We start from the raw sequence: 18925 nt of genomic DNA on the forward strand, positions 1-18925 counted from the left end.
ATTGTTATCTAGTTTTGAGAGAACATTCTCTCCATCAGGTTTGGTGGCGATAGCGAAGAGGTCACACCCGTTCCCATACCGAACACGGAAGTTAAGCTCTTCAGCGCCGATGGTAGTTGGGGGTCTCCCCCTGTGAGAGTAGGACGCCGCCAAGCTTGTATAAGGATCAGTTCCATACGGAACTGGTCTTTTTTGTGCTTCTTGAGAAAATATGCTGCTGATTGCACTTGTTTGATGAACGTTTCGACACTCTAACTCATTTACAAGCATGTGAACACATTAAAACAAAAGAGATCGAGCGTTTCAGTTAAACCAGTAGAGAGTTAGATTAATAAATGATAGAAGAGCTCTATATCGTTATTAGTAGATAATTCCATTTCGGACATACTGTATCTAATGTGAGATGTTCATATTTATAAAGGAATTGCCCGTTTTTAAAGAGAATATAGAGTGGAGAAGTTTAAGTGATGAACGTTAGATCACGCTGTTTGAATAGAGGAAATAAAGGTCATTTGTTAAAAGAAATACGTAATGAAAATTGAAATAAAATTTTTTTAATATAGCCTTTACAAATGATGAAAACCTGTATATAATAATCTTTGTCGGATCGAGAGATTCCTACATAGTGGAGGATTAGCTCAGCTGGGAGAGCATCTGCCTTACAAGCAGAGGGTCGGCGGTTCGAGCCCGTCATCCTCCACCATATTTATTCTTACATAATGTTAGGATAGATAAAGCCGGTGTAGCTCAACTGGTAGAGCAACTGACTTGTAATCAGTAGGTTGGGGGTTCAAGTCCTCTTGCCGGCACCAGTTTCATATGGTAAGATAGACAAGTCGCTTTTAAAGCGAGCCATTAGCTCAGTTGGTAGAGCATCTGACTTTTAATCAGAGGGTCGAAGGTTCGAGTCCTTCATGGCTCACCATGTTTCATGCGGGTGTGGCGGAATTGGCAGACGCGCTAGACTTAGGATCTAGTGTCTTTATGACGTGGGGGTTCAAGTCCCTTCACCCGCATTGCCAAGTAAAATAAAGAAATCCTGTAATGCGGAAGTAGTTCAGTGGTAGAACACCACCTTGCCAAGGTGGGGGTCGCGGGTTCGAATCCCGTCTTCCGCTTATACCATCCACGCCGGGGTGGTGGAATTGGCAGACACACAGGACTTAAAATCCTGCGGTAGGTGACTACCGTGCCGGTTCAAGTCCGGCCCTCGGCATTATACAATAAGCGCCCGTAGCTCAATTGGATAGAGCGTTTGACTACGGATCAAAAGGTTAGGGGTTCGACTCCTCTCGGGCGCGCCATTAAGATCGGGAAGTAGCTCAGCTTGGTAGAGCACTTGGTTTGGGACCAAGGGGTCGCAGGTTCGAATCCTGTCTTCCCGACCATCTTTTATGGGGCCTTAGCTCAGCTGGGAGAGCGCCTGCCTTGCACGCAGGAGGTCAGCGGTTCGATCCCGCTAGGCTCCACTTTTAAAAGATTATTTTGATCATGGCGGTGTAGCTCAGCTGGCTAGAGCGTACGGTTCATACCCGTGAGGTCGGGGGTTCGATCCCCTCCGCCGCTATAAAGGACCTTTAGCTCAGTTGGTTAGAGCAGACGGCTCATAACCGTCCGGTCGTAGGTTCGAGTCCTACAAGGTCCACCATCTATACGGAGGAATACCCAAGTCCGGCTGAAGGGATCGGTCTTGAAAACCGACAGGGGTGTCAAAGCCCGCGGGGGTTCGAATCCCTCTTCCTCCGCCATATTTTTTAAAAACTTATATCATCGCGGGGTGGAGCAGTTCGGTAGCTCGTCGGGCTCATAACCCGAAGGTCGCAGGTTCAAATCCTGCCCCCGCAACCAAATTATTTTATGTACCAATGGGGAGTGCTCATTGAGTACAACCAAAATGGTCCGGTAGTTCAGTTGGTTAGAATGCCTGCCTGTCACGCAGGAGGTCGCGGGTTCGAGTCCCGTCCGGACCGCCATTTTTAAAATGAATACTTGGCTCGGTAGCTCAGTTGGTAGAGCAACGGACTGAAAATCCGTGTGTCGGCGGTTCGATTCCGTCCCGAGCCACTTTTATAAAAAAATATTGATAGTATGGCGGTTGTGGCGAAGTGGTTAACGCACCAGATTGTGGCTCTGGCACTCGTGGGTTCGATTCCCATCAATCGCCCCATACATATTTTTGCGGGTGTAGTTTAGTGGTAAAACCTCAGCCTTCCAAGCTGATGTCGTGGGTTCGATTCCCATCACCCGCTCCATTTGTATATCCATTCATGGGCCTGTAGCTCAGCTGGTTAGAGCGCACGCCTGATAAGCGTGAGGTCGGTGGTTCGAGTCCACTCAGGCCCACCATGATATTCCGCAGTAGCTCAGTGGTAGAGCTATCGGCTGTTAACCGATCGGTCGTAGGTTCGAGTCCTACCTGCGGAGCCAAATGGAGAAGTACTCAAGTGGCTGAAGAGGCGCCCCTGCTAAGGGTGTAGGTCGCGCGAGCGGCGCGAGGGTTCAAATCCCTCCTTCTCCGCCATTTATCTGGCCCGTTGGTCAAGCGGTTAAGACACCGCCCTTTCACGGCGGTAACACGGGTTCGAATCCCGTACGGGTCATGTTTAGAAAGAGGTCTTGTCAAAGATCTCTTTTTTATTTTCTTCAAAAAAGAAAGACCGCCATTATAGCGGTCTTTTTTTACATGTTCATGGAATAGATCGTATAAGACAAGTATGTTGCAAAGAAGCCCCATAAGACATAAGGAATTAGTAAAATTGGAACGACTTTGCTTAGTTTACGCGAGACGATAACAAGAGCAAGTGCTGTCAGCGCTACAAGCAGGCAGTCGATCGTAGCGGCAAATAGATCTTTTTGTGTAAATTGAAAAAAACTAAAGGCTTGATTAAATACGTAATTTAAAAGAAAAAGAATCCAAAAGGGTAAAGTGATTTTTTGAAATCCATATTTTCCATAAATGATCGCTGCGGACAACGAGATGAGAGCAAATAAGACAGCCCACACAGCGCCAATTACTCCACCACTCGGTGTCCATTCCGGTTTATTTAATGCATCATACCACTCTCTGTCAATCGGAAACAAGAATCCGGCAATAGAGAATAATGCGTATGTAATAAAGAAGACAACCACTGCCCAAATGATACTTTTTCTCGCCATTAAGAATCTCCTCCAATCAAATTCACTCTTAAAGTGATTTCCCAATCATTACATGATATAAACATTAAGCCCCCATTATGAGGGGACTAATGATTTTCTTCTGTATAAGGTTCTTCTTCGTACGGCTTCAAGTCACCAAATACGGTCATGACGCCTTCGTCATCCAATGCCTCTTCATAGGCTTCGTGGGCTTTATTTGGATATACTTTGCTTGCTTTGCCCTCAATATCAGCAGCTGCGAATCCTTCATAGTCTTCGACATAATCTTCATCTTCTGATTGTGTATACACATCATCGTATGTCAATGGAGGAAATTCCATATCAGACGGCGTATCAGAGTTTCCGTAGCGTTCTACGTCTTGATATGCATCCTCTCCATCATAGGCTGCACTTTCTTCATTTTCGAATTGCCCTGATGGCGGACTTAATAAATCCTCTTCAATCGGACGGTTTTGTGAAACGGTTTGTTCTTTTGAATGCTCTGTGCATGTGACGGCACTAGGTAAGGCCTCTAAGCGTTCCTTTGGGATAGGTGATTTACAGACCTTGCATAGGCCATAAGAGCCGTCTGTGATGGCTTGAAGTGCTTCATTAACGTCTAACAGATGTTCATGTTCCAAACTGTTTAACGCAATATCTTTCCCGCGTTCGAACAGCTCTGTCCCTTGATCACCTGGGTGATTATCATAGGCTGACAGGTCTCCGACCGAATCATAAGGAAATGATACTTTTTGTTCATCGTCATGGCTTTTGGCTTCGAGTTCGTGCTTTTCATCGAGAAGTCGCTGCTTCAAATGATGTAATTCGTCTTTAGACAACAAAGCGATCATCCTTTCATATTAAACATAATATTAGTATGAGCAATTTTGTCTGTAAGACTAGTTCCAAATTGAAGCAATTCCTCATGAAAAAACGCCTGCGGCTGCAGGCGTTCTTTGTTACGCGATATAGTATTGTAAGATCAAAGCGATTGTCAGCAGGAAACCGAAAAATGTATTGGTTTGAGCTGTAGATTTCATGGCATTCATTAATTCAATTGGTTTTTCTTTTTGCTTAAATTCTTTGATAGCTGTATATGCTTTTGGGACACTGAGTAAAACAAGAAGACTCCAAAGGCCAACAATATCTGTGAAGATATAAACAAAAATAAGTACATAAGAGATCAAAAACATGGAAAGTAAAATGTTCACAGCAGCCTTTCGCCCAGCAAGAATAGCAAGTGTTTTTCGTCCATTTTCTTTATCGCCGTCTAAATCGCGGATATTGTTCGATAGTAAGATGGCACCAACTAAAATAGAAATTGGTAATGAGACGAGAACAGCTTTAGACGTCAGTGTGCCTGTTTGAATATAGAAACTGATCAGGATGATTCCTAGTCCCATAAAAGCACCTGACACAACTTCTCCAAACGGTGTATATGCAATAGGAACAGGACCGCCTGTATAGAAATAGCCTGCTGCCATACATATGAGTCCTATCAGTGCAATCCACCAGCTAGACATCATGCAAATGTACACCCCTAGTAGTAAAGAAAGCGCAAATAGTGCATAAGCAAGGCTGAGAACGGTTTTAGGTTTCACACCATTTCTGACAATGGCGCCGCCGATGCCGACAGATTTCTCGTTGTCCAATCCGCGAACATAATCAAAGTACTCATTAAACATGTTCGTTGCGATTTGGATAAACATAGATGCAAACAGCATAGCTAAAAATAGCCCAACATGTATTTGACCACTTGGAAGTGCGAGAACAGTTCCTAAAGTAACGGGAATAAATGCTGCTGTTAATGTATGCGGTCGTAGTAAATTCCACCAAATCCGCCAGTTCTTATCAGGCTTAATCGGTGAAAGCTGATCTGATATCGATTGATGCTGCATAAAATATACTCCTTTAAATAAAAAAATACGTACACGTCCAAATTCCAGTTTAGCAAAGTTCAAAAAGGTGTCAATATATTGATGCGATGAAACCTGAAAAAGATGTTTGCTAATCGTTGCCATATCGAGAGAAAGCTTGATCTTAGAACAAGACTTTCCATTTTTCTTATAGATGCTCTCGTTTCAAGAAGCAGGAGCGAAAAAATCTAGAAAGCGTGATATAATAAGGATTCTAGGTTTAAAAAGCTGTTTTCTTTACTAAGTTCATCTGTTAAGGTTTATAATAGAAAAGCAGGTCATTCGACATACTCGAATGTTCACGTATTTTTTCATTATGGTTTTATTTTTTTATGTTATTTCATGGATTTTGGAGGAATGTATCATGGTGACAACAGTGCAAAGTACTTTCCGGCAGGAAGCGCTTGCGACATTAGAAGAAGCGAATAACGTCAACCATGCTGTTTTGATAAGCTACTCCAGAAGAGTTGACGATCTGGATCCTCTTGCCTTTTTCCAAAGCGGCGAAGCGGATTTTTTAGGCGAGCGGTTTTTTTGGTCTGATCCAGAAAGCCAAATGATATTTTCTGGACTTGGCAGAGCGGCCGTTATTAAATCATCTGAGCAAGGCAAGGAACGATTTGATACAGTCCATCAAGAATGGGAACAGCTGAAGCAGCACATGTTCCATTTTCATGATGAGAAGGAGTTAAGGCAAGCGGCTGTTGGTCCGCTTTTATTTGGAGGATTCTCATTTGATCCGTATGAAGAGAAGGCGCGTCACTGGGAAGCTTTTGGCGAGGCTCATTTTTTTGTGCCATCGATGATGCTTACTGTCTCGAAAGAAGGCACGTTTCTGACGATCAATGAATGGAAGCAGGTGGACGGGAATGTTCATCAGCTCATTCAAGAATTAGAACAAAAAGCCTCTCATTACGAAACATTACCGCTCAGACATGGTGGACAAGCTGAACTTGTTCATATGGAAGAACGAGATGTGAAGGAATGGATGAAGGCGATCCAAGAAGCGACAGACCACATTCGTGCAAACGAATATGAAAAGGTTGTTTTAGCAAGAGAAGTCTTGCTTCACTATAAAAATCAAATTGAACTCGCTCCACTGTTATCAGAATTATTAAAGCATCAAACAACGAGTTATGTATTTGCGGTTGAACAGGGGAGACAAGCATTTGTCGGAGCTACGCCGGAACGCTTAGTGAAAAAAAGCGGCGGAGAGGTCTTTTCATCTTGTTTAGCAGGTTCGATTGTTCGTGGAAAAGATGAAGCGGAAGATCGAGCATTAGGCGAGGAACTGCTGCATGATGAGAAGAATTTGATTGAACATCAAATTGTTGTCAATATGATTGAGCAAGCATTTGAGGCTAATTGCCTTCGCGTCCATAAACCAAATCAACCTAGTCTTTATAAAACAAAAAACATTCAGCATTTGTTTACACCGATTGTAGGAGAAATTAAAAGCAGCTGTTCTCTCTTTTCATTAATTGAACAGCTCCATCCGACGCCAGCATTAGGCGGATATCCGAAGGAAAAGGCGGTTGAGGTCATTCGTGAAATCGAACCGTTGAAACGTGGCTGGTACGCAGCGCCGGTAGGGTGGATTGACTCTCAGGATAATGGAGAATTTGCTGTTGCCATTCGGTCAGGTCTTATTGAGGAAGACCATGTTCGTTTGTTCGCTGGCTGCGGCATTGTAGAGGATTCCCTTGCAAAGCAGGAGTACGAGGAAACGCAAGTGAAATTAAGACCAATGCTATCTGCCCTTGGAGGTCGTCCTATTGAATAATCAAATCATGACAACATATATTGGCAGATTGATGGATGAATTTGTCCAAGGTGGCGTACAAGAGGCAGTTGTCTGTCCAGGTTCTCGTTCGACCCCGCTTGCAATGCTGGCTCTAGCCCACCAAGACATCAATGTCCATGTATTAGTGGATGAACGGTCTGCTGCTTTTTATGCGCTTGGTCTTGCAAAAGCAAGTCAAACACCAGTGCTGCTTATTTGTACGTCAGGTACAGCAGCAGCTAACTTTTACCCAGCCATTGTAGAGGCACATTATTCCCGTGTCCCACTTATTGTTTTAACTGCTGATCGGCCGCACGAATTGAGGGAAGTTGGAGCACCTCAAGCGATTGATCAGCAATTCTTATTCGGTAAGTTTGTTAAATGGTTCACAGACTTAGCATTGCCAGAAGAAAGTCAGACGATGTTACGCTATGTTCAGACGGCTGCGGCAAGAGCAAATCATATGTCGATGCAAGAGCCGAAGGGACCTGTACAAATCAATGTCCCTCTGAGAGAACCATTGCTTCCTGATTTGTCTATTGATCCTTTCGAGCGAGAAGAAACAGACCTGAAAAAGGTATTAGCTACAGGACAGGCTTTCCCAAATGATGATGCGATATCTGAAATTGTGACGGTTATGAACCGTTCCAAAAAGGGACTGATTGTGTGTGGCGAGCTTCATACAGAGGAAGAGATAGAGGCAGTATTACGTCTTTCAAAAGCCTTGCATATGCCGATTTTAGCGGACCCGCTTTCTCATTTACGAAATGGTCATGAGCATGCAGATCTTATTATTGATGCGTATGATTCTTTATTGAAAGATGAAGCATTGCAGCAGCACCTATTGCCGGATATGGTCATTCGTTTTGGACCAATGCCTGTGTCTAAGCCTTTATTCAAGTGGCTGGAAAAACATGCGGAAGTGAATCAGATTGTTGTTGATGCTGCCGGAGGTTTTCGAGATCCTGGGCTGAGTGCTTCATATGTCTTTGAAAGTGATGTGGCAGCTTTTGTAGATGAAGTAGTCAATAGATCGGATCAACGTGAGGATACAAGTTTTCTAAAGCGCTGGCAGGATGCAAATTCATCATTCAGAACGCATGCTTCCCATTATTCTGATGAGGATCTGTCATTTGAGGGGAATGTGTACCGTCAGCTTCAGCATCTTTTGCCGAAGGAGAGTGTCCTTTTTATCGGGAATAGTATGCCGATTCGTGATGTGGATACATTTTTTGAAGCGCAATCGAAGCCTTTTCGAATGATGGCGAATCGAGGAGCAAATGGTATTGATGGTGTTGTGTCTACAGCACTTGGCACGTATGCAGCTTTGAAACAGCCGGTCACCTTAGTGATTGGAGATTTATCATTTTACCATGATATGAATGGTCTCCTTGCAGCGAAGTTGATGGACATTCCACTGACGGTTGTGTTGTTAAACAATGATGGAGGAGGCATCTTTTCTTTCCTTCCACAGGCGTCTGAGGAACCGTATTATGAAAAACTCTTTGGTACACCGACTGGACTGAATTTTGAGTATGCTTCGAAGTTGTATGGGGGAACCTATTCGAAACCGTCAACGAAACAAGAATTACATGATGTCTACAAGGCGCATATAGAAGAGCCTGGACTTCATTTAATTGAAATTGAAACAGATCGGCATTCTCGTGTAAGCAAGCATCGTCAAATGATGGATGACATATTGGAAGAAGTGAAAAAAGAATGTCTTCTTTCATAATACGGATGCGTGATGGTGTGGCGTACGAGGTGGTGGATCAGAATCCATCAGGTGAGAATGCCACGCTATGCTTACACGGCTTCACTGGAAGCGCGGCTTCTTGGACATTCTTGAATGCTTATATGGGAAATACAAGATTGATTCAAGTCAGCCTGCTTGGACATGGCCGCACGGACTCACCAGAAAGTATAAGAAGATATGCGATGTCGCATCAGCTAGCAGATCTTGCAGAGATTTTAAACCAATTAAAGCTTCACAAAGTGAATATTCTCGGATATTCTATGGGAGGACGTATTGCTTTATCATTTGCCTCTCGTTATTCAGAGCGAGTCAACAAGTTGATTCTAGAGAGTACCTCTCCAGGGCTTCGCACGTTTAAAGAGCGGATGGCAAGACTCAAACATGATCATCAGCTGGCTCAGAAAATGAGACATGAAGGTTTAGTGAAGTTTGTGGATTTTTGGGAGAGTATTCCACTGTTTGCTTCTCAGAAAACTTTATCAGCTGACACGCAGGCTCAACTACGAGAGGAAAGGCTAAATGCCAATCCACTTGGACTGGCTCGCAGCTTAGAAGGCATAGGAACAGGTTCGCAGCCCTCTGTTTGGAAGGGGTTAAAGCATATGAATTTACCTGTTTTGTTGATGTGCGGAGCGCTTGATGAAAAGTTCTGCAAGATCGCCACACGTATGCAGCAGGAGCTTGAAGGCAGTCAATTCATATTGGTTGAGCAGGCTGGGCATACAGTTCATGTGGAACAACCACATTTTTTTGGTAAAATAGTAAGTGAGTTTATTACGCAAGATTAGAGGAGGAACTATTGATGGCTATTGAATGGCAAACTGAGCGTCAATATGACGAAATTTTATATGAAACATGCAATGGGATTGCAAAGATCACGATTAATCGTCCACATGTACATAACGCGTTTACACCAAAGACTGTGAGTGAATTGATTGATGCATTTTCACGTGCTCGTGATAATTCGAATGTTGGTGTGATCGTACTTGCAGGTGCTGGCGGCAAAGCATTCTGTTCTGGTGGAGATCAAAAAGTACGCGGTCATGGCGGTTATGTAGGAGACGATCAAATTCCGCGTCTAAATGTACTCGACTTACAGCGTTTAATTCGTGTGATTCCAAAACCTGTTGTTGCAATGGTTGCTGGTTATGCAATCGGCGGCGGACACGTTCTTCATATTGTATGTGACCTGACAATTGCAGCAGATAATGCGATTTTTGGACAAACTGGTCCAAAAGTAGGCAGCTTTGATGCTGGTTATGGCTCAGGCTACCTTGCACGTATTGTTGGTCATAAGAAAGCGAGAGAAATCTGGTACTTATGCCGTCAATACAATGCACAAGAAGCGCTTGATATGGGACTTGTTAATACTGTTGTACCATTAGAGCAGCTTGAAGAGGAAACAGTGAAGTGGTGCGAGGAGATGCTAGAAAAGAGCCCGACTGCTTTACGATTCTTGAAGGCTGCATTTAATGCAGATACGGATGGATTAGCTGGAATTCAACAATTTGCAGGAGATGCGACACTTCTTTATTACACAACAGATGAAGCAAAAGAAGGACGCGATTCCTTTAAGGAAAAACGCAAGCCGGACTTCGGTCAGTTCCCGCGTTTCCCTTGATTCAATCATAGCGATGAAAAACAGCTTAGTGCATCAGACTAAGCTGTTTTCTTTTACAAAAAGGAGGTGTCATGATGAAGCAACCGAATTGGCTGCTGCACCGTGCTTATTTAACACCAGAAAGAGTCGCACTCATTTTTCAGGATAAACAGTGGACATTTCGCGATTTAGCTGATGAAGTCAATGAGCTTTCAAATAGACTTGCACAAGCATCATTAAAAAAAGGGGAAACGGTCGGGCTTTTGATGAACAACCAGCCTCAAATGGTGATGCTTGTTCATGCTTGTTTTTCATTAGGATTCAAAATCGTGCTATTGAACAATAAGTTAACAAAAGCTGAAAGGCGCTATCAACTTGAAGATGCAAAAGCAGCCGCTTTATTTACTGAACCTGTTTATGCAAGTGATCATAAGGGTGATCTACCCGTTTATACAATGGAGACTTTACCAGAAGCAGGTCACGACAATGGAAAGAAAATCGAAAGCGAATTTGATTTGAATGAAACAGCAACGATCATGTATACGTCTGGCACAACAGGACAACCAAAAGGGGTCGAGCAAACGTTTGGTAATCATTTTTATAGTGCTGTTTCCTCTGCACTCAATATGGGCCTCAGAGAGGATGACCGCTGGCTTATTGCACTGCCTCTTTTTCATATTAGCGGGTTATCCGCTTTATTTAAGTCTGTGATTTATGGGATGACTGTCGTACTTCATCAAAAGTTTGATGTCGATGAAGTAAAGGGTTCGATTGAACAGCATCGTGTGACGATGATATCTGTTGTTCAAACGATGTTATCCCGTTTATTAAGCAGGCTGGAAGAATGTCCGTCTTCTTTGCGCTGTCTGTTATTAGGCGGAGGACCTGCGCCTTTTGCGATGCTGCAAGAAAGCAAAGAGAAAGGCTTCCCTGTGTTTCAATCGTACGGCATGACAGAAACCTGTTCACAAATTGTGACCCTTGCGCCTGAATTTAGTGTAGAGAAGCTTGGATCAGCGGGAAAACCCCTTTTTGGATGTGAGCTGAAAATTCAAGATGGTACACGCATTTGTCGTCCTTTTGAGCATGGCGAAATTATGGTGAAAGGGGCAAATGTCATGAAAGGGTACCTTTACCGCGAAGAGGCGACCGCGGCTGCTTTTGATCAAGGCTGGCTGAAAACGGGTGATATCGGCTATGTGGATGAGGAAGGATTTTTATTTGTGCTTGACCGCCGTTCAGATTTAATTATTTCTGGCGGTGAGAATATTTATCCTGCTGAAATTGAAGCGATCCTGTTAACACATCCGCATGTAAAGGAAGCCGGAGTGACGGGTATGTATGATGATAGATGGGGAGAGGTACCAGCTGCCTTTCTTGTCACAGACCATAAAATACCGGAGAACGAGCTCTATGCTTTATGTGAGTCGCATCTAGCAAAATATAAATGGCCTGCCGCTTTTCACTTTGTGGACGAGCTGCCAAGAAATGCGTCAAATAAATTGCAGAGGCACAGACTCAAGTCAAAGGGGTTTTTAGATGATTCAAATTGAACGAGTGATTTTATATCATGTCACGATGAAGCTCAAGCAGCCATTTACCACAAGTCTTGGGACCATCTCAGAGCGTGAGTTTATTATTGTCGAGGTAAAAGATCAAACGGGATTGACTGGATGGGGAGAGGTGTCAGCCTTTTCTTCTCCTTGGTATACAGAAGAAACCATTGAGACTTGTTACCATATGCTGAGAGCTTTTTTTATACCAAATGTGCTGACACGCACCTTTACACACCCTTCAGAAATACCAGACAGCCTGTACCAATTTAAAGGTAATAGGATGGCGAAAGCGGGAATTGAAGCGGCTGTTTGGGATATTTATGCGAAGCGTGAGAATAAGTCGTTACGAGATGTATTAGGCGGCACCAAGGATAGAATACCTTCTGGTGTTGTGGCGGGGTTAGGACCCATTGATGACATGCTGAAGCAAATACAGCAATTTGTGGACCAAGGCTATCAGCGGGTGAAGGTGAAAATTAAGCCGGGACAGGATATCGGACTCCTTAAAAAAATTAGAGAGTCTTTCCCTCACCTTCCACTAATGGCGGATGCAAACTCTGCTTATGAATTAAAGGATATTAGCAAGCTCAAACAGCTCGATGACATTCGTTTATTAATGATTGAACAGCCATTAGCTGCAGATGATATCGTCGATCATCGCCATTTGCAAAAGCATTTAAAAACACCGATATGTTTGGATGAAAGTATTTGTTCCTTAGATGATGCTAGAAAAGCTGTAGAGCTTGGCAGCTGTCAAATTATTAATGTGAAGCCTTCACGAGTTGGAGGGCTGACAGAAGCCCTTAAAATCCATACATTCAGTAAGGAGCATCAAATTCCGTTATGGTGCGGAGGAATGATTGAAACAGGCATTTCTCGCGCACAGAACGTGGCACTTGCTTCGCTTCCGCAATTTACAATTCCAGGTGATATTTCCGCTTCGTCAAAATATTGGGAGCAGGATATCATTTATCCTGAAATCAAGGTTGAAAATGGTTTTATTGAGGTGCCTCGTTCCCCAGGAATGGGCGTAGAAGTGGATTATCAAGCGCTTCGTTCCTTTTCAGATAAAATTGACGTCTTTACAAAACATGATTTTGTGATGTGAAAATAAGGTATTCACCTTTTGCACATCCAATAAAATCTATATATAGTGAGAGAAAGTTTTTCCTTCCTGTCTCAACAAAAAAGAAAGAGCGGTGATCCGCTCTTTCTTACTCTTCTACCAGTTCGCTGTCATAAGCAAGCTGTCCAATATAGTGATTCATTTCACTGGGCATGTCTGCTGCATGGCCATATTCATAATCCCAAAGGTTTAAAAAGGAGTGAGCAGCCTGATAAAATGCGGCTTCGTCCGCGTCGTGAATTTCATAAAAAAACGTTTGAAGCAGCCGATCGTGTTTCAATGCGAAGCGCCTCCTTAAATGAGACTTAAAGATCTTGTGGTTTAAACGTTTTACAATCCGTTTCTTCACTTTTTTCAGCCGTATTTCCTGTGTGGCTGACGACATAGATTGCATCTGCCCCACAGCGGTTTCCAGCATTCCAATAGGAACAGTTATTGACTTCACAAAGGATTTTTTGACTCATACAGATGACCTCCTTTTGAGTATGTCTTTCTTCTATAATGTAACCGAAATGAACCTCATCCATTCAAGTTAATCTTCCTGGCGAATATAGCGCTTATCCTTCATAAACAATTTCCAGAAGAAATAGAACCCAGGGAATAATATGATAAAACCTACAATATACGTGATAAATAATGCTCTAAATGTCACAGGGTCTGTAAATCCAGACATGATTGTAATATCCGGATAGGCCATATAAGGCAAATGGGCACGTCCGTACACATAGCTTGCTAAAAAATATTGAATGGTAATCGCAATGACAGCTAAACGAGGCCGGCCTTTTCTATGCTTAAACCGACTATTTGGTAAAAATAGAGCCAGCCCTGCTAGCAAAAACATCAGGAGTGATACAAGAAGAATAGGGATGTTCTGCATCATTTTTGTAAACAGCCAATTTGCCTCGCTTCTTAATGTTAGCATGATGAAAAAGGCCATCATGAGTGAAAGCGGACCCGTAATGAGCGCTCCTCTTCTATAAATGCTATAAGCTTCATCTTCATCAGCCACATTCGAGAAATCAGCTAAAAGCAATGACGAAAGAAAAAGGGTGCTGAAAATGGCAAAGCCGACAAAAGAATAGACATTTGCACTCGTAAAGACCAGTCCAAGATCTAATGAGTAGTTGTTGTTCTCCTCAAAGATAAATCCACCATGAGTAATCGGAAGAACCATGATCAGGATCGATGGAATGATAAAGCCGCTAATCCCTGAAATGTAAGTCACTGCTTTTCTGTATTTTTTAGGAAGAGAATGAGAAAACACGAGAAACCCGCTTCGCAGTGCAAGAAGCAATAATATAATGCTGCCAGGTATTAATAAAACAGTACCAAGGACAAAGGTCGCACCTGGAAACATACTAAACAATGCGACAACAATTGCCACAATGAATACGTTAGTTACTTCCCATGTTGGAGAAAGGTACTTATTTGCGATATTAGCGGCCTTTGTTTGTTCTTTATTCATATAAATCATGGACCAAAATCCTGCGCCGAAATCCATTGATGCCATCACTGCATAGATAAAAACGAACCCCCATAAGATGGTGATTGCAATGAGTGCATCAGTTGTCACATCCATTTGCATCTTGATCGCTCCTTTTTAAGATTCTGTTAACCGTAGGTCTTCTTCAATCGAATGTTTTCTAAAGTAGTACGTCAGCACAATCACAGTTGCTATGCCTAAGATGAGATAGACAATGGCAAAAAGGATAAAGAGCGTACCGATCGAGCCTGATGATGTGACGACCTCTGAGGTTTTGAGCATTCGATAAATGACCCATGGCTGACGGCCTGTACATGCAAAGATCCAGCCGAACTCAATGGCCAAAAGACTAAGGGGCCCGCCGAATAAGTAAAGAAAAAGGAGCCACTTCGGATAATGCTCGCGTTTTAAAATTTTACGGTAAAGCAGTGCTAACACCGCAAACAAAATGAGAACTGAGCCAATAATGACCATGCCGTTAAATAACGTGTGAATAAATAAAGGCGGCCACTCGTCACGAGGGAAATCATTTAAGCCTTTGACCACCGTATCAAAGCTATTTCCTGCCAGAAAGCTAAGCGCCCAAGGGATTTCAATTGCTCCTTTAATTTCCTTTGAATCAGCATCAGTAAAACCACCTATTGCGAGCGGCGCATGTGATTGTGTTTCAAATAAACCTTCAGCACCAGCTAATTTTTCTGGCTGATATTCATACAGAAGCTGAGCAGACTCATGACCATTTATGGCCGTAAGAAATGAGAAGAGGCCGCCTACAATAAGTCCAAGAAAAAGGGCTTTTCGATGAAACGTATAGAGTTTCTCATTCTTTCTTGTTTTAAGCATTTTAAAAGCTGCCACTGATGCAATCACAAAAGCACCTGTTGTAAAAGCAGACAGCACGACATGTGTCGCAGTTACGACAAAGCTTGGATTGAAAAAGGCCTTCCAGGGCTCGATATTCGTAATTTCTCCATTGACCATTTGAAAGCCAGCAGGAGTACCTTCAAACGCATGTACGTTTGTGATCAGAATCGCTGAAGCGGCTGCACCAATCACGACAAAAATAACAGTAATGATGCGCATAGCAGGTGATAGGCGATCCGCTGCGTACACATAAATAGACATAAATAATGCTTCAATAAAGAACGCATAAATTTCAATCTGAAATGGCAGTGACATGACCTTTCCGATGACCTCCATAAAACCTGGCCATAGAAGAGCGAGCTGGGTACCAGCAATCGTGCCTGTTGGAATGGCGACACCTAACAAGACAGCCTGCGCTTTCGTCCACCGTTTCGCCATGACAGCATAGTGAGGGTCCTTCGTTTTTTGGAAGATGAGTTCAGCTAACAAAATCATTAGCGGGATGCCGACACCAAGCGAGGCATAAATAATGTGAAAGCCCATGGTTGTGCCGAACAGGCTTCTAGCTAAAACGAGATCAGTCAATTTTTTTCTCCGCCTTTCTTATCGCTTCTCTTTTTCATGATGTTATTATTCTCCACCATTTTTAGATTATTCTTCCTGACTAAGAAAGCTTGATTTTTGACAAGTTGTAAGAGAGGGAGTAGAATATAAAAATAAAACGTAATAATTACGTTTTGATAACGAAAGGAGTTTTGACATTGAAAAGAGATATTCATCCAACCTCACATGAAGTTGTATTTATGGACGTAAACAGCGGTTACCGCTTTTTGAGTAAATCGACAAAGTCATCCAATGAGACAGTAGAATGGGAAGATGGGAAAACGTATCCTGTCATTAAAGTAGAAACAAGCTCTGATACGCATCCTTTTTATACAGGACGCCAAAAGTTCGGAGAAAAAGGCGGAAGAGCCGAGTTGTTTAAGAAAAAGTATCAAATGTAATATAAAAAGCACACCCTACAATGGTGTGCTTTTTTTACAGCAAAAAACCCCGAATAATCATCCGGGATTTTAACAATTAATCATTTAAAGCGGTTTTTAAGGTCTTTAGATTTTGTTTCATTAAGCTGACGTAGCTTTCTCCATTTTTGGCATCATCTTCAGTAATAGATTCTAGATTTTTAAGTGTGAGGCTTTTTGCCCCAATTTCACTGCGGATCGTATCTGAGACTTTGCTGCTGACGTTGTTTTCAAAAATCACATATTGAATGTGATGCTTTTCAGCTTTTTGTACAATGCTTTCGAGCTGCTTTTGTGAAGGCTCTTCAGAAGCGGATAACCCTAATACACTGATTTGTTCAATGCCGTAGCGCTTTTCCCAATAACCGTAGGCTGCGTGGGAAACAAGGATTTCTTTATGTTTTGCTTTAGATAACGTTGTGTTGAACTCTTGATCTAGCGATTGCAAATCCTTTTTTAGTTTTTCATAGTTTTTTGTGTATTCGTCTTTATGATCTGGATCTAATGAAACGAGTGTATCTTTAATGTTTTTTGCCATTTGCTGTGCATAAACAGGGTCTAACCATGCATGAGGATCTTTATCTCCGTGATCGTGTCCATCATGGTCATGATCTTCCCCTTCATGATCGTGATCATGGTCTTCGCCTTCTTCATGTGAATGCTCTTCTTTTGTCGATAACAATTTGATGCCTTCGGCTGCTTTGACTGTTTTCACGCCTTGGTCTTTTAACGTAGAAGCGGTTTTGTCAGCGAATGCTTCAGCGCCTGTGCCGCTGTAGATGAAGGCGTCTCCTTCAGCCATTTCAACCATCGTTTTTGAACTTGGTTCAAAGCTGTGTGCATCTGCATTGGCAGGGTACACGCTTTGCGCATGAACATGAGAACCACCAATTTTTTCAGTGAAATCTTGAATCGGGAAAATTGTGGTGTAAACGGTTAGTTTTCCGTCTGCTTTCCCTTTTGAAGCATTTGTCCCCGCACTGCTTGAGCAAGCGGCAAGACCGATCGCAAATAAAGCAGCTGTTAACATATAAAAGATTTTTTTCATGTGAAAAATGTCTCCTCTCAATCTATTAGATAGAAATGATTACGATTTAATGTCCTGAGTTATTGTATCGTAATAATTACGATTTGAAAAGAGGAAAATAAAAAATTTTCAACAGCATATGTTTCCTTTTAAAAAAATGCGCTGCAAAACGTGACGAAATTTCTCACATTGTGCTATATTTATTTTTAAAAAAAGATAAAGGAATGGACAACGTATGAAACTTTTAGAAGAAATCATCGAATATAATCAACAATTTATTGAAGAAAAGAAATACGAAGAATTTACAACAACGAAGTTTCCACAGAAAAAATCTGTCATTCTGTCATGTATGGATACAAGACTTGTCGAGTTGCTTCCACGTGCAATGAACATGAGAAATGGAGATATCAAGATCGTTAAAAGTGCTGGTGCTCTTGTGTCTCATCCATTTGGAAGTATTATGCGAAGCATTTTAGTGGCTGTTTATGAATTAAATGCTGACGAGGTTTATGTCATTGGGCATCATGATTGCGGTATGAGCAAAATAGACAGCCAAACACTTTTAAACAAAGCCATTGAGCGTGGTATCCCAGAAAAACGTATTGAAGTACTGGAATACTCAGGAATCGATTTTAAACAGTGGCTCAAAAGCTTTAGTTCGGTTGAAGAGAGCGTGAAGGACAGTGTGTCCGTTGTCAAAAATCACCCGCTTCTCCCATCAAATGTGCCTGTGCACGGTCTTGTCATTGATCCAGGAACTGGCAAGCTTGACGTAGTCGTCAACGGATATGAAGAAAAATAATTTATTTTTCCTTTTTCGGCGGGACAGGATCGATGCCGCCAGGATGGAGCGGATGACATTTTAAAATCCGTTTGATGGTGAGCCAGCCGCCTTTTAAAGCGCCATGCGTTTTGATCGCTTCTAGCCCGTAGTTTGAGCATGTTGGGTAAAACCGGCAGCTAGGCGGTGTAAGAGGGGAAATACACTTTTGATAAAAGCGTATGATGCCGATAAAAATTTGTTTCATAGAAGTTCCTCCTTGTCTGTCTTCCACAGTATAAGAAAAAAGGACAAGGAAGGAAAGTTTTATAAACTAAACTGGTCGGAGAAATATGTTATAATATAGGAAATTGCAATTATAGGAGTGGTGATTATGCCTTCAGTTGAAAGCTTTGAACTTGATCATAATGCTGTAAAAGCGCCATACGTTCGTCATTGTGGCGTTCATAAAGTGGGATCAGATGGAGAAGTCAATAAATTTGATATTCGTTTTTGTCAGCCAAACAAACAAGCAATGAAACCTGATACGATTCATACATTAGAGCATTTACTTGCGTTTAACATTAGAACACACTCAGAGAAATACGACCATTTTGATATCATTGATATTTCTCCAATGGGCTGCCAGACAGGCTACTATTTAGTGGTCAGTGGTGCACCAACTCCAAAAGAAATCGTTGAACTTCTTGATGCAACATTCAAGGATGCAGTTGAGGTAACAGAGATTCCTGCTGCAAACGAAGAGCAATGCGGTCAAGCGAAGCTTCATGACCTTGAAGGGGCAAAACGTTTGATGCGTTTCTGGCTTTCTCAAGATCAAGAAGAGCTTCTAAAAGTATTTGGTTAATCGATCATAAACCGGACATGATGATGTCC

The 18925-nt window shown here is 42.4% G+C and carries 18 protein-coding genes, 21 tRNA genes and 1 rRNA gene; 31 read left to right on the forward strand and 9 right to left on the reverse strand.

Translation table 11 applies throughout. The features are described from left to right. Positions 1-39: 39 nt before the first annotated feature. From rrf to MHH40_RS15420, 22 genes are all read left to right on the forward strand, one after another. A 5S ribosomal RNA gene (rrf, locus tag MHH40_RS15315) occupies positions 40-155 on the forward strand. A 472-nt stretch (positions 156-627) separates the two neighbouring features. Continuing rightward, positions 628-703 (forward strand) — tRNA-Val (locus tag MHH40_RS15320). A 33-nt stretch (positions 704-736) separates the two neighbouring features. Continuing rightward, a tRNA-Thr gene (locus MHH40_RS15325) sits at positions 737-812 on the forward strand. A gap of 37 nt (positions 813-849) precedes the next feature. After that, positions 850-925 (forward strand) — tRNA-Lys (locus tag MHH40_RS15330). 8 nt (positions 926-933) lie between these two features. After that, a tRNA-Leu gene (locus MHH40_RS15335) sits at positions 934-1016 on the forward strand. 30 nt (positions 1017-1046) lie between these two features. Further along, positions 1047-1118: transfer RNA gene (locus MHH40_RS15340), tRNA-Gly, on the forward strand. Positions 1119-1130: 12 nt separating this feature from the next. Beyond that, positions 1131-1216 (forward strand) — tRNA-Leu (locus tag MHH40_RS15345). A gap of 11 nt (positions 1217-1227) precedes the next feature. Further along, positions 1228-1304, forward strand: a tRNA-Arg gene (locus MHH40_RS15350). Positions 1305-1311: 7 nt separating this feature from the next. Next, positions 1312-1388: transfer RNA gene (locus MHH40_RS15355), tRNA-Pro, on the forward strand. A gap of 8 nt (positions 1389-1396) precedes the next feature. Further along, positions 1397-1469, forward strand: a tRNA-Ala gene (locus MHH40_RS15360). Between the two features lie 24 nt (positions 1470-1493). Beyond that, a tRNA-Met gene (locus MHH40_RS15365) sits at positions 1494-1567 on the forward strand. A 4-nt stretch (positions 1568-1571) separates the two neighbouring features. Then, positions 1572-1648, forward strand: a tRNA-Ile gene (locus MHH40_RS15370). 7 nt (positions 1649-1655) lie between these two features. Then, positions 1656-1748, forward strand: a tRNA-Ser gene (locus MHH40_RS15375). Between the two features lie 23 nt (positions 1749-1771). Beyond that, a tRNA-Met gene (locus MHH40_RS15380) sits at positions 1772-1848 on the forward strand. Positions 1849-1896: 48 nt separating this feature from the next. Beyond that, positions 1897-1973, forward strand: a tRNA-Asp gene (locus MHH40_RS15385). 18 nt (positions 1974-1991) lie between these two features. After that, positions 1992-2064: transfer RNA gene (locus MHH40_RS15390), tRNA-Phe, on the forward strand. A 27-nt stretch (positions 2065-2091) separates the two neighbouring features. Further along, a tRNA-His gene (locus MHH40_RS15395) sits at positions 2092-2167 on the forward strand. A gap of 11 nt (positions 2168-2178) precedes the next feature. Continuing rightward, positions 2179-2252, forward strand: a tRNA-Gly gene (locus tag MHH40_RS15400). Positions 2253-2269: 17 nt separating this feature from the next. Further along, positions 2270-2346 (forward strand) — tRNA-Ile (locus MHH40_RS15405). A gap of 6 nt (positions 2347-2352) precedes the next feature. Beyond that, positions 2353-2427 (forward strand) — tRNA-Asn (locus MHH40_RS15410). A gap of 3 nt (positions 2428-2430) precedes the next feature. Beyond that, positions 2431-2521, forward strand: a tRNA-Ser gene (locus tag MHH40_RS15415). 7 nt (positions 2522-2528) lie between these two features. Further along, positions 2529-2600, forward strand: a tRNA-Glu gene (locus MHH40_RS15420). A 79-nt stretch (positions 2601-2679) separates the two neighbouring features. Here MHH40_RS15420 and MHH40_RS15425 read toward each other — a convergent pair. From MHH40_RS15425 to MHH40_RS15435, 3 genes are all read right to left on the reverse strand, one after another. Next, positions 2680-3156, reverse strand: a complete 477-nt coding sequence (locus MHH40_RS15425) for a TspO/MBR family protein (RefSeq protein WP_034620862.1) — start codon at positions 3154-3156, stop codon at positions 2680-2682. Positions 3157-3242: 86 nt separating this feature from the next. Next, positions 3243-3977, reverse strand: coding sequence for a TraR/DksA C4-type zinc finger protein (locus MHH40_RS15430; protein WP_050943479.1), 735 nt, complete (start codon positions 3975-3977; stop codon positions 3243-3245). 117 nt (positions 3978-4094) lie between these two features. Next, positions 4095-5033 carry a 1,4-dihydroxy-2-naphthoate polyprenyltransferase gene (locus MHH40_RS15435; RefSeq protein WP_003217744.1) on the reverse strand — a complete coding sequence of 313 codons (939 nt, stop codon included), beginning with the start codon at positions 5031-5033 and terminating at the stop codon, positions 4095-4097. Positions 5034-5415: 382 nt separating this feature from the next. On the opposite strand from MHH40_RS15435, the gene MHH40_RS15440 reads away from it, so the two are divergent. The 6 genes from MHH40_RS15440 to menC all read left to right on the forward strand — a co-directional run bounded on the left by MHH40_RS15440 (position 5416) and on the right by menC (position 12854). Continuing rightward, positions 5416-6834 carry an isochorismate synthase gene (locus tag MHH40_RS15440; protein ID WP_044142126.1) on the forward strand — a complete coding sequence of 473 codons (1419 nt, stop codon included), beginning with the start codon at positions 5416-5418 and terminating at the stop codon, positions 6832-6834. Continuing rightward, positions 6827-8569: a 2-succinyl-5-enolpyruvyl-6-hydroxy-3-cyclohexene-1-carboxylic-acid synthase gene (menD, locus tag MHH40_RS15445; protein WP_050943481.1), complete on the forward strand. Its 1743-nt coding sequence runs from the start codon at positions 6827-6829 to the stop codon at positions 8567-8569. The genes MHH40_RS15440 and menD overlap by 8 nt, the downstream gene beginning before the upstream one ends. After that, a complete protein-coding gene (gene menH, locus MHH40_RS15450; protein ID WP_050943483.1) occupies positions 8554-9378 on the forward strand; it encodes a 2-succinyl-6-hydroxy-2,4-cyclohexadiene-1-carboxylate synthase in 825 nt (274 codons plus the stop codon). Before menD ends, menH begins: the two co-directional genes overlap by 16 nt. Before the next feature lie 14 nt (positions 9379-9392). Next, positions 9393-10211 carry a 1,4-dihydroxy-2-naphthoyl-CoA synthase gene (gene menB, locus MHH40_RS15455; RefSeq protein ID WP_003217719.1) on the forward strand — a complete coding sequence of 273 codons (819 nt, stop codon included), beginning with the start codon at positions 9393-9395 and terminating at the stop codon, positions 10209-10211. 71 nt (positions 10212-10282) lie between these two features. Beyond that, complete coding sequence (locus tag MHH40_RS15460; protein ID WP_050943484.1) at positions 10283-11743, forward strand: o-succinylbenzoate--CoA ligase; 1461 nt, start codon at positions 10283-10285, stop codon at positions 11741-11743. Further along, positions 11730-12854, forward strand: coding sequence for an o-succinylbenzoate synthase (gene menC / locus MHH40_RS15465; RefSeq protein ID WP_050943486.1), 1125 nt, complete (start codon positions 11730-11732; stop codon positions 12852-12854). The genes MHH40_RS15460 and menC overlap by 14 nt, the downstream gene beginning before the upstream one ends. A 106-nt stretch (positions 12855-12960) precedes the next feature. Here menC and MHH40_RS15470 read toward each other — a convergent pair whose 3' ends face one another. The 4 genes from MHH40_RS15470 to MHH40_RS15485 form a co-directional block, all read right to left on the reverse strand. After that, entirely contained in the window at positions 12961-13152 is a 192-nt protein-coding gene (locus MHH40_RS15470) for a hypothetical protein (protein ID WP_050943488.1), read from the reverse strand. 25 nt (positions 13153-13177) lie between these two features. Next, positions 13178-13336, reverse strand: coding sequence for a DUF1540 domain-containing protein (locus tag MHH40_RS15475; protein WP_008360682.1), 159 nt, complete (start codon positions 13334-13336; stop codon positions 13178-13180). A 68-nt stretch (positions 13337-13404) separates the two neighbouring features. Next, entirely contained in the window at positions 13405-14451 is a 1047-nt protein-coding gene (locus tag MHH40_RS15480; RefSeq protein WP_170966031.1) for a cytochrome d ubiquinol oxidase subunit II, read from the reverse strand. Between the two features lie 21 nt (positions 14452-14472). Further along, entirely contained in the window at positions 14473-15804 is a 1332-nt protein-coding gene (locus tag MHH40_RS15485; RefSeq protein WP_003217550.1) for a cytochrome ubiquinol oxidase subunit I, read from the reverse strand. A gap of 176 nt (positions 15805-15980) precedes the next feature. Here MHH40_RS15485 and MHH40_RS15490 point away from each other — a divergent pair, with 176 nt between their 5' ends. Continuing rightward, entirely contained in the window at positions 15981-16223 is a 243-nt protein-coding gene (locus MHH40_RS15490) for a type B 50S ribosomal protein L31 (protein ID WP_003217579.1), read from the forward strand. A gap of 76 nt (positions 16224-16299) precedes the next feature. On the opposite strand, the gene MHH40_RS15495 is transcribed toward MHH40_RS15490, so the two are convergent. Then, on the reverse strand, positions 16300-17289 hold the full coding sequence (locus MHH40_RS15495; RefSeq protein WP_003217657.1) for a metal ABC transporter solute-binding protein, Zn/Mn family: 990 nt from the start codon (positions 17287-17289) through the stop codon (positions 16300-16302). Between the two features lie 214 nt (positions 17290-17503). On the opposite strand from MHH40_RS15495, the gene MHH40_RS15500 reads away from it, so the two are divergent. Further along, a complete protein-coding gene (locus MHH40_RS15500) occupies positions 17504-18070 on the forward strand; it encodes a beta-class carbonic anhydrase (RefSeq protein WP_050943492.1) in 567 nt (188 codons plus the stop codon). A 1-nt stretch (position 18071) separates the two neighbouring features. Here MHH40_RS15500 and yidD read toward each other — a convergent pair whose 3' ends face one another. Then, positions 18072-18296, reverse strand: a complete 225-nt coding sequence (gene yidD, locus MHH40_RS15505) for a membrane protein insertion efficiency factor YidD (protein WP_003217666.1) — start codon at positions 18294-18296, stop codon at positions 18072-18074. Between the two features lie 126 nt (positions 18297-18422). Between yidD and MHH40_RS15510 the strand changes: the two genes are divergently transcribed. Then, positions 18423-18896, forward strand: coding sequence for an S-ribosylhomocysteine lyase (locus tag MHH40_RS15510; protein ID WP_003217624.1), 474 nt, complete (start codon positions 18423-18425; stop codon positions 18894-18896). Positions 18897-18925: the final 29 nt, after the last annotated feature.

Source organism: Bacillus sp. FSL K6-2431 (assembly GCF_038005165.1).
GTDB classification, from domain to species: domain Bacteria; phylum Bacillota; class Bacilli; order Bacillales; family Bacillaceae; genus Bacillus; species Bacillus pumilus.

Coding starts and splice junctions, on each gene's coding strand:
- MHH40_RS15495 (WP_003217657.1), bottom strand. CDS start 17,289: ATGAAAAAAATCTTTTATATGTTAACAGCTGCTTTATTTGCGATCGGT.
- yidD (WP_003217666.1), bottom strand. CDS start 18,296: ATGAAACAAATTTTTATCGGCATCATACGCTTTTATCAAAAGTGTATT.
- MHH40_RS15480 (WP_170966031.1), bottom strand. CDS start 14,451: ATGGATGTGACAACTGATGCACTCATTGCAATCACCATCTTATGGGGG.
- menC (WP_050943486.1), top strand. CDS start 11,730: ATGATTCAAATTGAACGAGTGATTTTATATCATGTCACGATGAAGCTC.
- MHH40_RS15510 (WP_003217624.1), top strand. CDS start 18,423: ATGCCTTCAGTTGAAAGCTTTGAACTTGATCATAATGCTGTAAAAGCG.
- MHH40_RS15460 (WP_050943484.1), top strand. CDS start 10,283: ATGATGAAGCAACCGAATTGGCTGCTGCACCGTGCTTATTTAACACCA.
- MHH40_RS15435 (WP_003217744.1), bottom strand. CDS start 5,033: ATGCAGCATCAATCGATATCAGATCAGCTTTCACCGATTAAGCCTGAT.
- MHH40_RS15475 (WP_008360682.1), bottom strand. CDS start 13,336: ATGAGTCAAAAAATCCTTTGTGAAGTCAATAACTGTTCCTATTGGAAT.
- menH (WP_050943483.1), top strand. CDS start 8,554: ATGTCTTCTTTCATAATACGGATGCGTGATGGTGTGGCGTACGAGGTG.
- MHH40_RS15440 (WP_044142126.1), top strand. CDS start 5,416: ATGGTGACAACAGTGCAAAGTACTTTCCGGCAGGAAGCGCTTGCGACA.
- MHH40_RS15500 (WP_050943492.1), top strand. CDS start 17,504: ATGAAACTTTTAGAAGAAATCATCGAATATAATCAACAATTTATTGAA.
- MHH40_RS15425 (WP_034620862.1), bottom strand. CDS start 3,156: ATGGCGAGAAAAAGTATCATTTGGGCAGTGGTTGTCTTCTTTATTACA.
- menB (WP_003217719.1), top strand. CDS start 9,393: ATGGCTATTGAATGGCAAACTGAGCGTCAATATGACGAAATTTTATAT.